This is a genomic window from Dehalococcoidales bacterium (assembly GCA_041652735.1).
In the GTDB taxonomy this organism is placed as follows: Bacteria; Chloroflexota; Dehalococcoidia; order Dehalococcoidales; family RBG-16-60-22; genus RBG-13-51-18.
On the sequence record JBAZGT010000023.1, the window covers coordinates 1 to 12,254 of the forward strand.

8 protein-coding genes are annotated in these 12,254 nt (G+C 56.8%); 3 read left to right on the forward strand and 5 right to left on the reverse strand.

Annotation, left to right across the window (positions count from 1 at the left end; all coding sequences use genetic code 11):
- Positions 1-466 precede the first annotated feature (466 nt).
- Together WC370_08610 and WC370_08615 are read right to left on the reverse strand one after the other, a co-directional pair.
- The gene (locus WC370_08610) at positions 467-1,297 is read right to left on the reverse strand and encodes a 4Fe-4S dicluster domain-containing protein (GenBank protein ID MFA5309525.1); all 831 of its coding nucleotides are present in this window, start codon (positions 1,295-1,297) and stop codon (positions 467-469) included.
- 3 nt (positions 1,298-1,300) lie between these two features.
- Positions 1,301-3,931 carry a molybdopterin-dependent oxidoreductase gene (locus tag WC370_08615; GenBank protein ID MFA5309526.1) on the reverse strand — a complete coding sequence of 877 codons (2,631 nt, stop codon included), beginning with the start codon at positions 3,929-3,931 and terminating at the stop codon, positions 1,301-1,303.
- Positions 3,932-4,348: 417 nt separating this feature from the next.
- On the opposite strand from WC370_08615, the gene WC370_08620 reads away from it, so the two are divergent.
- From WC370_08620 to WC370_08630, 3 genes are all read left to right on the forward strand, one after another.
- Positions 4,349-6,385, forward strand: a complete 2,037-nt coding sequence (locus WC370_08620) for an HD domain-containing phosphohydrolase (GenBank protein MFA5309527.1) — start codon at positions 4,349-4,351, stop codon at positions 6,383-6,385.
- Between the two features lie 233 nt (positions 6,386-6,618).
- A complete protein-coding gene (gene ftsH / locus WC370_08625) occupies positions 6,619-8,559 on the forward strand; it encodes an ATP-dependent zinc metalloprotease FtsH (protein ID MFA5309528.1) in 1,941 nt (646 codons plus the stop codon).
- A gap of 159 nt (positions 8,560-8,718) precedes the next feature.
- Positions 8,719-9,123: a molybdenum cofactor biosynthesis protein MoaE gene (locus tag WC370_08630; GenBank protein ID MFA5309529.1), complete on the forward strand. Its 405-nt coding sequence runs from the start codon at positions 8,719-8,721 to the stop codon at positions 9,121-9,123.
- A gap of 118 nt (positions 9,124-9,241) precedes the next feature.
- Here the strand turns inward: WC370_08630 and WC370_08635 are convergent, their stop codons facing one another.
- From WC370_08635 to WC370_08645, 3 genes are read right to left on the reverse strand one after another with little or no spacing between them, the layout of a single operon-like run.
- Positions 9,242-10,204, reverse strand: coding sequence for a polyprenyl synthetase family protein (locus WC370_08635; protein ID MFA5309530.1), 963 nt, complete (start codon positions 10,202-10,204; stop codon positions 9,242-9,244).
- Positions 10,194-11,864, reverse strand: coding sequence for a methionine--tRNA ligase (gene metG, locus WC370_08640; GenBank protein MFA5309531.1), 1,671 nt, complete (start codon positions 11,862-11,864; stop codon positions 10,194-10,196). The genes WC370_08635 and metG overlap by 11 nt, the downstream gene beginning before the upstream one ends.
- 30 nt (positions 11,865-11,894) lie before the next feature.
- Positions 11,895-12,107, reverse strand: a complete 213-nt coding sequence (locus WC370_08645) for a hypothetical protein (GenBank protein ID MFA5309532.1) — start codon at positions 12,105-12,107, stop codon at positions 11,895-11,897.
- Positions 12,108-12,254: the final 147 nt, after the last annotated feature.

Here is a 12,254-nt window from a genome sequence, read left to right on the forward strand (position 1 = left end):
AAATTACAGACACAGTCTGGGAAGTCTGGTTCAGTTTCTTAAAGCTTGGTTTACTAGATGAAACCAAAGGAAAAGTGTTACCTATGTCCCCGGTCTAAAGTGTAACCTATGTCCCAGTTTGCACAAGGGGGAAAGGTTTGATACACTATGCTTTCAACCGCATCATAACCATTCCGGTGCAAACCGGAATCCAGTGATTAGGGGGTTGTTTATCTTTAGATTTTCAGACATCTGAACTGCCTGGATCCCGGCTTTCGCCGGGATGACAACAATGTAAGAAATACCGGCGACTCGCTTCGTTGCTACGTCACTTACAATGACATTGGGGAGGAAAAAATAAGGGGGAGCTTTTTACGGCTCCCCCTCTTTATCTTGTGTTATTTATTATGCCGCTCATGGTGCGCTTGCCCGCCCTTCATAACTTCAGTGTAGAAGGGCCGAACCGGAGCGGAGGCTTTAACCGGTATTACTTGGTGCCTATCTTCGAAAGCGGGATGTCCCCCAGGTTGATGTCTTTCACGGTGCTGAGCTTATCGAATTTCTTGGGTAAAAAGCCCGCCGCGGAAATGGTCAGGTTGTAGACGCCGTCCGGCAGGCCCTGGAACCAGAAATCCCCGAAGCCGTCCGTACTGGCTATCATGGCCTTGCCCAGTTTCGCGCCCGATAGGGAGCAGGTAGCGCCGATGATTACTTCCTTCTCTTTCGGGTCGTAAACCGTGCCGGCGATGAATTTCTTGGGTACGTTTAGGTAATATACTCTGGGCTTGGTCTTGGATTCCGGCTTGAGCACCTCCGCCTTGGCGATGAGGTCTTTGAACTCGGATTCCTCGCCGAACTTGATGGCCTCGGTGGGGCAGGAGTCCGCGCAGCGCGGTATCGTCCACTCCCCGCCGTCCAGCAGGTGGGCGCAGCCGGTGCACTTCTGGGCCAGGTTCAGGCTCTCGTTGAAGTAGATGGCCTTGTAAGGGCAGGCGTCCACGCAGACTTTGCAGCCGTTGCATTTATCTGCATCGATGATGACCAGGCCGTCCGCTCTCTTGTAGATGGCCTTAATCGGGCAGGCCGCCAGGCAGGGCGCATTATCGCAGTGCTGGCAGAGCAGCGGAATGTAGTGCATCTTTACCTTGGGCACGGTGCCGCAAATATGCTCTTCGAGCTTCATCCAGAACTGCCCGGCATCAGGCTGCGGCTTGGCGATAGGTGACCAGTCATTGCCCACGTGTTCGTCTTTGCAGGCTATCTGGCAGCTGTAGCAGCCGTTACAGATTCCAACGTCGATAACAAATACTTTACCCATTTATTACATCCCTCCTTCGACCCAGCCATCGAAGCGGGGGCCGTAAGCCGGGTCATAATCTCTCTTGAAGCAAGCGTCGAAAGCCTCGGGGTCTTTGGCGCGCCATTCCTGGTAATCTTTCTCGGTAAGGTTCTGCACGTCCACCAGGTAAGCGGTAGTAGCCTGCCCGACGGCGTTCTTGGAAGTGATGCCGTCCGGCGCGATGGTGTTGATGGCGCCGCCGCGGTCGACGTTAGTGATTATCGGGTCATGCCGGGCGCCGTGGTCAACATAGACGACGCCGGGGCTCATGCGTTCCCAGACACGGGCGCCGCAGAGTACCACGCCGCGCTCGTTGAATACTTTAACGATACTCCCGTCCTTGATGCCGCGCTGGGCGGCGTCGCCGGGATTAATCCAGGCCGGCTCGTACCGGTAGCCGTCGGAAGCCAGTACTTTACCCGTTGGCGTTTCCCGCGTCCAGGTAATGTCATCGCCTTGGGAGTGGGTGCGCCACCGCCCGTGGTTGGACATGCAAAGCAGCGGGAACATGGCGGCGCGCTCACTGGAAACACGCTCGTCGTGCGTCACGCCCTTTTCAATCCACTGGGGATACGGCGGCCTCTCTTTATCGTCCGGGAAGTATTGGGCCAGCCTTGCGGAGTAGAACTCTAGCAGGCCGGATGGCGTCGGGAGCGGGTTTTTCTTCGGGTCGTCGTGGAACTTCTTGAAGCCGGGCGGGTCGCTCTCCCAGTCCTTGGCCGTGGGATAAACGAAGTATTTTTTCTCCATAAGGTCTTCCCAGCTTATCATCTTGTCGATATCCATGGTCTCCCATACGTCATGCTGGAGGTCCCGGGTGGACTTACCCTCGGAGAACTTTTCACCCATGCCCAGTTTCTCGGCAATCGCCAGCACTATCTCGTAGTCGCTCTTGGACTCGCCGATGGGCGGGATGGCCTGTTCCTGGATGGTAATACTCTGGAAATGCGGCCCCTGCCGCGTATTGGTCACGATATCTTCCACTTCCAGCGTGGTGTTCGCCGGCAGGATGACATCGGCGTATAAACATTCGTTTTCCAGCCAGGGGTGCTGCGCCACCACGAACTCGATCTTGGGGCTGCGCTGCGCCTCGATGGACGCGTTGCCGTGGTTCCAGCAGGTGATGCGGCAGGGCGTATCCGTCCACATCATGTGTATCTCGCAGCCGCCCTTTTCCTTGGCGATGGGATAGGTATATTTGATGAACTGGTCTTCAGTCTGGGATTCCTGGCCGCCGCTGCCCATGAAGGTGAGGGGCGGTTTCAGGATGGCGTCCTGGATAAGCGTCTTGGGAATCAGCTGCTTGCCCCAGGCGTCGATGGTCGTCCGGCAGGGTATCCTCAAGCGCTCGCTCAGGTCCGGGTTGAAGAAGCGGATGCTCTTCAGTCCTTCCGCTCTCGGCATCCCGAAGTAGGTTAGCTGGCACTGGTGTACGCCCGGGGAGCCCAGCCCCTGCATGCCCAGCAGGATGCATTCGAGACGGCCCGGCTCATGGGAGAACGGTCCCCGGCACATGCCGCCGCCGAAGTAGTGGATGATGGACGTTACTTTCTTGGCGAACTGGCGGGCCAGCGCTTTGATGGTCCATTCCGGCACGCCGCATTTCTTGGAAGCCCATTCCGGCGTCTTGGGGACATCGTCCACTTTGCCCAGGACGTAATCTTCAATTTTATCCATGCCCACCGCGTGGGTCTTGACGTACTCTTTATCCCAGGTGCCTTCTTTAATCCACATGTAGATGATGGCTAATTGCAGAGCGGCATCCGTATTGGGGAGCACCGGTATCCACTTGTCCGCGTGTACCGCCGCGCCGTAGTTAAGCTCGGGGCAGATGTAGATTTGGGGAATACCCGCCTGCGTCCAGAAGTAGCAGACGCGGGTGGCGTACTGCCCGGTGAAACCCCAGGGGGTGGTCTCCGGGTCGCAGCCCCAGCAGAGCACCATCTCCGCGTTCTCGGAAATGTCTTTAAGAAGGTTGGCGGCCGGGGACATCATGCCCTGGAAGCCCTGCCCCCAGACGTGTTTGGAGCCCCAGTACCAGCCTTCCCAGCTGTCCGGGTTGCGCACCTGCTGGGTAAACCCGCCCATCATGTCCAGGAGGCGGCCCTGGTGGCCGTGGGGGGTATGGATGGTCTTGCATTCGCCGTGGCCGTCGCCCTGTACCAGGATAGAAAGCGGCCCGTACAGTTTATGCTGCCGTTTGACTTCATTAGCGACGAGGGTGATAGCTTCGTCCCAGGAAATGCGGCGGTACTTGCTCTTGCCGCGGTTTTCCGGATGTCTTTCGCCATTGGGGTCGAAGTCGACTCTGACCAGGGGGTATTTAATCCGGTTGGAAGAAAATACTCTTTTCTTATACGCCAGCGAGAAAGTGCCGGGTAAAGCTTTCATCAGCGGCTCCAGCGTGGCGCCGTTTCTCTTTATCTTCCATGGCCGGAGATATGCTTTGTCATATTTTTCGTCATAGCGGAACGGCCGGATTCTGACTGCTTTACCGTCTTTTACATCAACGGAGCACTCGCCCCCCCCGCCGAGCAGGCCGCCCAGCGCCAGGGATTTGTACACCGTCTTGTCTGGCTTCACGTCAACTTTTTTCCTTTTTACGTCAGCCATTTAGTTACTCTCCTTCCCGTAATTCATATGTTTTACTTTAGTTGTTAACGCCTTTCCTGGACACGGCGAGAATTCCGAAAAGTTGAAATGGAAATGTTGTTGAAATTATGCAGTACTATAAAAATTTACTATAGCGGGCTTCCGCTTGTCAAGTTAATTAGCCTGCGGACGGCTACCGGCATGAGGTGTTTTCAATAGTTGCGTATTTTCATCATTACCATAATTATAAGGGGTTATGCCGCCCTTTTCCGCCCCGCCGTTAGTGTGATTATTTTGATAGACTACCCTGCGGGATTGTGACGCTTTATTGATGCTACCCGGCTAAACTGTTTACTGCAACACGATAAAACAACCCCCCCCAATTTATCTGATTTGATACTGGGTTGCGTCTAAAAAACAGGGATTGGAGATTACAAATTGAACTCGCATTTACTCGTTCCGCTCATCGGGGTAGTGTCCGGCCTAACGTTGCTTACCGTGCTGGCCGTCAGCGGCAGAAAACACGCCGCCAAACGTCCTTTCGTCATTTTTCTTTTCTTCATGACACTGTGGGCCGCCCTTATCTTTATGATGCGCGCCAGTCTGGATATGGAAATGGCGCTGGTCTGGGAGAGATTCGCCCTGTGGGCGATATTGAGCGCCTCCCTGTTATTCTTCCGGTTTACCGTGGTTTATACCCAGGCCCGGCTGAACAAATATTTCACCTATTCCCTTTATGCCGCCTATTTTCTGGTTTTGGGACTGATACCCACCGGGCTGATAGCCGGCGGCATGCAGTCCGCCTGGTACGGTAAAACGCCGGAGGTGGGGGTTTTGTTCCCGCTTTTCGTGCTCTGCACCAACCTCTTCATCGCCATCAGCGCCGTGCTGCTGAAGAAACACTATAAGTCTACCCGCGCCATAGACGACCGCGTGCGGGACCAGTACCTTATCACCGGCATCACGCTGATGATTATCGGCATGACCACGGATTTCCTCCCCGCTATGGGCGTTAAAGTGTTCCCGGCCGGCATTATCGGCAATATCCTGTTCTGCGTGATTGCCACCGCCGCCATGCTGCGCTACAACCTGCTGGATATGAAGGTGGTCGCCCGCAAAGGCGCCACCTTTTCCCTGGCCGTCCTCTTGCTCTTCGCCGTTTTCGGCAGCATCATCTATCTGCTGAGCTATTTCTCCCGTGATTTATTGAGTCCGGTTTCCGTCACCCTCACTATTATCATCGTTTCTATCGCCGCGCTACTCTTCCAGCCGGTAGTTACCCGCCTGCGGCTTACGGTGGACCGCTGGTTTTACCGGGAAAGGTATGACCACCTCCAGAACCTGAAAAGATTTACCTGGGCTAATAAGAGCGACCTTGACCTGGAACAGCTTACCGCCTCGCTGGTGGACACCGTGTCCAACGGCATGCAGAGCCGGGCTGTCTATTTGCTGCTGCCGGTGCCGGCCTCCGGCAACTATATCACCTACAACCATGCCGGGCTGAAAAACCGGAAAGAAATACATTTTTCCGCCAACAGCCCGTTCATCACCGCCATGACGCAGCTGAACCGGGTGGTGGATTTTATCGATTTGGACACAATACCGTCGCTGGCGGAAATGCCTGCCCGTGACCGGCAGGCTCTAAACGACAACGATATCGAGCTGATGGTGCCCCTGCGCAATAACGGCCACATGGCCGGCATGCTGCTCCTCGATAGCAAGATTTCCCGCGAGCCTTACTCTTATGAAGAGCGGCGTCTGTTACAGGAGATTTCCGGCGACCTGGCTACCAACATTGAAAACGCCAACAGCTTTGAAACCATGAAGCGGAAACACAGTGAGCTTCAGAAAGCCATCAGCGGCGTCGTCCACGCTGTGTCTATCCTGGTGGGCAGCCGCGACCCCTATACCGCCGGACACCAGCGGCGGGTGGCGGAACTGGCCCGTGAAATCGCCCGGGAAATGGGCCTGTCCGAATGGCAGACCACCGGGGTATTTATCTCCGGTCTGCTCCATGACGTGGGCAAGGTGTCCGTGCCGGCGGAAATCCTGAGCAAGTCCGGGCAGATAACCGCCTCCGAGTTCGCCATCATCAAGAACCACTGCCGGGTGGGGTATGACATTCTGAAAAAGATTGATTTCCCCTGGCCGGTGACCCGGGCTATCCTCCAGCACCATGAAAGACTGAACGGCTCCGGCTACCCGGAAGGCCTGAAAGAAAACCAGATCATCATGGAAGCCAGGATTCTCGGGGTGGCGGATGTGGTGGAAGCGATGGCTTCCCAACGCCCGTACCGCCCGGCGCTGGGGCTGGTATACGCCCTGGCGGAGATAAAGCGGGGCAGGGGCGTCATCTATGATGCGGATATCGTGGACGTTTGCCTCAAGCTCCTGAACCAGAACGAGCCGGAGTTCGACCGGATTATGGCGGCGGCGGAAGCCGACCTGGGTACGGTTATCGACGTTACGGTATAGCCGGCGGCTTAACGGTGCCCCCGGCTTAATCGTAAGACGCCCCGCTGTATGCCCCCGGACGCCAGGCTGCCTTTTGCCGCCTCCGCCGGGTGGGTCTGCTGCTGTTTCCCGGCGTATCCCCTCCTTCCCCTTTCACGACTGGCGCCGCTGCCTGTTACTTTTTAGCTGCTTAACTATTTATTAATATTTTTTATGGTATAATCTAAAAGGTAATATATGAAGCGGGGCGCGTTATGAAATCGAATTGGCGACGCAATAGTATTATATATATCGTAATCTTACTGGCGGCGGTGCTGCTTTTCTCCTTGCTCATGCCCAATAGCAATCCCATAGAGGAAGTGCCGCTGGGCCAGGTTATCACCATGTCCCAGAACAATGAGATCCAGAAAATCGTGGTGGACGGCGACCTCCTGACGATAACGACTACCGGCGGCGAAGAGCTGCGGGCTTACAAGGAGCCGAACGCCAGCATCTATGATGTCCGGGACCTGAACCTGACCAACGTTACCGTGGACGTGAAAGGCTCGTCCGGGATTAACTGGGCTAACCTGATAGTCACCAGCCTGCCTTTCCTGCTCATTATCCTCTTCCTGTTCTTCCTCTTCCGGCAGGCGCGCGGCGCCAACAACCAGGCCATGAGCTTCGGGCGCAGCCGGGCGCGTCTTTTCCCCGCCAACCGCGCCACCGTCACCTTCGCGGATGTGGCCGGGGCGGAAGAAGCCAAGCAGGACATGCAGGAAGTGGTTGATTTCCTCAAGTCCAAGGAGAAATTCCAGGCGCTCGGCGCCCGCATCCCCAAGGGTGTTCTGCTGGTCGGCCCCCCCGGCACCGGCAAGACGTTGATGGCCCGGGCCGTGGCCGGCGAGGCCGATGTCCCGTTCTTCTCCATCAGCGGCTCCGAGTTCGTGGAAATGTTCGTGGGCGTGGGCGCTTCCCGCGTGCGGGACCTCTTCGACCAGGCCAAGCGCAATACGCCCTGTATTATCTTTATCGATGAAATAGACGCCGTCGGGCGGCAGCGCGGCACCGGGCTGGGCGGCAGCCACGATGAGCGCGAGCAGACACTGAACCAGATTCTGGTGGAGATGGACGGCTTCGATACCAATACCAACGTTATCGTTATCGCCGCCACCAACCGCCCTGATATCCTGGATCCCGCCCTGCTCCGCCCCGGCCGTTTCGACCGCCGCGTGATGCTGGACCTGCCGGATATCACCGGACGGCTGGCTATCCTTAAAGTGCACACCAACGGCAAACCGCTGGACAAGACGGTGGACCTGGAGACGCTGGCCAGAGGCACGGTGGGCTTCAGCGGCGCTGATTTGTCCAACATCGTTAACGAGGCGGCTATCCTGGCGGCCAGGCGCAGCCTGAAAACCATCGGCTCCAGGGAGTTCGAGGAGTCGGTGGACCGGGTGCTGGCCGGGCCGGAACGCAAGAGCCGTAAAATCAGCGCCAAAGAAAAAGAAATCACTGCGTATCACGAGGCGGGGCACGCCATGGTGGGCAGGATGCTGCCCAACGCCGACCCCATCCATAAAATATCCATCGTTTCCCGCGGCATGATCGGCGGCTATACCAAGCAGCTGCCAGCGGAAGACCGCTATTTGCATACCCGCTCCTACATGAAGGATATGCTGGCCTACTCCCTCGGCGGCCGGGCTGCCGAGGAAATTATCTTTAACGAGATTACCGACGGCGCCCGCAGCGATATCGAACGCGCCACCAAGCTGGCCCGCGCCATGGTCACCGACTACGGTATGAGCGATAAGCTCGGCCCCCGGACTTTCGGCCATAAGGAAGAGATGGTTTTCCTGGGCCGTGAAATCTCGGAGCAGCGGGACTACAGCGAGGAAGTCGCCCGCCAGATTGATGAAGAGGTACAGAAAATCATCAGTGAAGCCCACAGCCTGGCCCGTGAAGTCCTGACCAAAAACCGGAAAAAGCTGGAGCTTCTGGCCAAAGAGCTGATGAACAAGGAGACGCTGGAGGGCAAGGACCTGGACAAGTTCTTCGACGATATTGGTATCGCCAAGCGCGCGCCCAGGGTCAGGAAGACCGATATCCCCGTCCCGGTCAAGCCCGTCAGTGAGGGCGAGGTGGTGCCGCAGCCCAAGAAGGCCCCCTCGGTGCCGCAGCTGGTGCCCAAGCAGACTCCGGCCCCTTCTGACTAGTCCGGATGTGTCATTCCAGCGCAGGCTGGAATCCACCGTAAGGTGCGGTAATAGTTGAATTCCCTGAGTGGATTCTGACCGGAGTTTACACTGAACGAAGTGAACGTGCCAGAATGACATGGGAATATTGCGAAACGTCATCAATACTAGCAGGTCGTCATGATTACCATCACGGATAAACCTATATCCCCGGAAACGGTAGTAAGCCAGGCCAAGACCCTGGACAGTGGCTGCGTGGTCACCTACGTCGGCCTTATCCGGGACAACTCCCGCGGCAAGCCGGTGCAAAGCGTGGAATATAAAGACGCTGACGGCCGGGCCGCTGCCAGACTAGAGGAAATTGCCGGAGAGATTCAGCAAAAATTCCCGGTCAAACGGGTGGTCATTCACCACCGGGTGGGGAAGCTTAAGGTGGGGGATATCAATCTGGTGGTGGCGGTGGCGGCGGCGCACCGCGGCGAGGGACTGGACGCCGTGGCCTTTGCCGTGGACACTTTCAAAGAGCGGCTGCCCACCTCCAAGACAGAGACCTACCTGGACGGCGCCACCTGGGCCGGACACTAAATCAGGACGTCATTCCCGCGAAAGCGGGAATCCAGCATCGTCTTTTTCTCAGCTTTGATTTATTGATTGTGATATCCGGCTTTTTTGTTTTTTGTATCTTGGTTATTGGTGTTTTTCCCTAACTACCCTGCTTCACCACGAAGTCGGCCAGGTCAAAGAGCGACTGGCGGGCGGTGGTCTTGGGCAGCGTTTTCAGGTTGCGGATGGCGGTATCGCGGTATTCCCCGGCTATCTTGTAGCACTCCTTGATTACCGAGGAGTTTCTCACCTGGTCGATGGCTTCCTCCACGTACTTCTTGTCTTTGGTCTCGAACAGCTTTTTTACCGGGTTGCCTTCCGGGTCCCGCTCGATAACCAGCATCGCCGGCAGCGTCAGCGTCCCCTGGATAAGGTCGGAGCCAACCGGCTTGCCCATTCTTTCCTCGGTGCTGGTAAAGTCCAGGATATCGTCCACTATCTGGAAAGCCAGCCCCAGGTTATCGCCGTACTCTTTCATGATGACCACGGATTCCTCCGGGGCATGGGCTAGGATGGCGCCGGACTGCGTGGAAAGGGAGAACAGGGAGGCCGTCTTGCGGTAGATGCGCCGGAAATAGCTTTCCCGCGTCTGGTCGTAATTAAAAGCGCCGCGGAACTGGCCGATTTCCCCGCTGGATATGATGCCCAGGGTCTGGGAAAACAGCTTCACCACCCGCAGCATCTGCGTGTCCGCCACGACCTCGCCGGCTTTAGCGAAGAGGAAGTCCCCCATCAGAATGGCGATTTCATCCCCCCAGACGCTGTTGATGGTGGCCTGCCCGCGCCGGGTGGAAGCTTTATCGATAGCGTCATCGTGGACGAGGGTGGCGGTGTGCATCAGCTCCACGGATACGGCCATCGGCATCAGGTGTTCCAGGTCATAGTCGAAGGACTTGCCGGAGAGCAGCGTCATGGCCGGGCGCATTCCTTTGCCCGTTTCGCTCACCACGTAGCTCAGCTGCTCGGACAGCCACGTGTAGTCGATTTTGCTGACGGACTTCAAGTTTTCTTTGACTTTTTCCAAATCTTCCTGAATGGGAGCGTAAATCTGTCTAAGTTCCAATGCGTTTGGTCTCCTCTTCAATAACGCTGTCATCGAGCTTGGTAAAAAGCGGCTTTGGCTCTCTCAGTTTTTGTCCCGCCTCCGGCAGCCCCGGCGCGGGGTTGGCCCGCAGGTAATCTTCTATTTTTCCCTCGTAGCCCAGGTATTCGTGTACCTTTTGTGAAGTAAAGGGCAGGAAAGGGTACAGCATATTTTTCAGGCAGGTAATCGCGCCGATGGCGGTGTAAAGCGCTGCGGCCGCCGCCGGTTTGTCTTCCTTGATTTTCTTCCAGGGGGCCTGCTCGTCCAGGTAGCGGTTGGTCTCCTGCGCCAGGGACATGGCCTGCTGTATGGCCGCCTTGAAGCGGCAATGGCCCAGCAGCGCGTCCACCTGCGCATTGACCTCGGCGGCTTTCCGGTTCAGGGCGGCGGCGCTTGCCTCCGGTTGGCCGGACTCCGGCACTTTCCCTTCAAAATTCTTGTAGGTAAAGGTCAGCACCCGGTTGACCAGGTTGCCCCAGGTGGCCACCAGCTCGTCGTTGTTGCGGCGCACGTACTCCCGCCAGGAGAAATCAGTATCGTTGCTTTCCGGCATGTTGATGGAGAGGATGTAGCGCAGCGGGTCCGGGGCGTAGCGGGAGAGGTAGTCCGGCACCCATACCGCCCAGTTGCGGCTTTTGGAGCCCTTCTTGCTTTCAAAGGTGAGGTACTCGTTGGCGGGGACGTCATAGGGGAGGTTGAGTCCGCCGTAGCCCATCAGCATGGCCGGCCAGTTCATGGTATGGAAGACGGTATTGTCCTTGCCGATGAAGTAATAGCTTTTAGCATCCCCCTCCCAGAACCGCCGCCACTTTTCCGGGTCGCCCTGTATTTGCGCCCACTCCTTGCTGGCGGAAAGGTAGCCGATGATATTCTCGAACCAGACATAAAACCGCTTGCTCTCGAAGCCGGGCAGCGGCACTTTGATGCCCCAGTCGATGTCCCGGGTGATGGCGCGGTCGTTGAGCCCCTCCTTGAGAAACCCCAGGGTAAAGTTCTGCACGCTGGGGCGCCAGTGACCCTGGGCTTTCACCCAGTCCGTCAGCTTTTCCTGGAAAGCGCTCAGCTTGAAGAAGAAATGCTCCGTTTCCCGGAACTCCGGGGGGGTGCCGCAGTTGCGGCAGCGGGGCTCTTTAAGCTCGGCGGCGTTCAGCGGCTTGCCGCATTGGTCGCATTCGTCGCCCCGCGCCCCCTTGTCCCCGCAGAAAGGACAGGTGCCCTCCACGTAGCGGTCCGGCAGGAAGCGCCGGCATTTGGGGCAGTAGGGCTGGGAGGTGCTGGCTTTATAAATATACCCGTTTTTCATCAGGGTATTGAATATGTCCTGGGTAACGGCGGCGTGGTTGTCCGTCCCGGTGGAGGTGTACAGGTCCCAGGTGATGCCCAGTCCCCGCCACGCCTCCAGGAAAGACGCGTGGTACTTATCGGCCACCTCGGCGGGGGTAATGCCTTCCTGCTCGGCGCGGATGGTTATCGGGGTGCCGTGCCGGTCGGAGCCGGAGACCATCAGCACCTCGTGGCCTTTGGCGCGGTGCCAGCGGGCGAAGATGTCCGCCGGCAGGTATGCCCCGGCGATATGCCCAAGGTGAAGGTGTCCGTTGGCGTAAGGCCAGCCCACCCCGATGAAAATTCTCTCGCTCATAATATAGCCCGGTGCAGAGGCGGCGCGACCCTAAAAGAAGGTCAGGATTTTATCGCCTTTTTCCTCTTTGTAATGGGCGTACCCTTTCTTCAGGCAGCACTCGATGCAATAGCGCTTGAGGTCGCCTTCATCGTCCTCTTTACCGTTCTTCTCGTCCACCGCCAGGTAGCGGTCGGGATAGGGGATGGGTTTCTGGCAGCTATCGCATTTGATTTCGCCTAAAGACACACAGCCACGTCGCATACTCTCACTCCTCAATATTTACTGCTTACCGTATTCGGTTTATTTATCCAGATATTATAATTCTGAAAAACTTAAATCTCAAAATTCAAAGCTTAAAGATACAAATCAAAAATCAAAAACTGATTTATGCATTTTCAGTGTATTTTG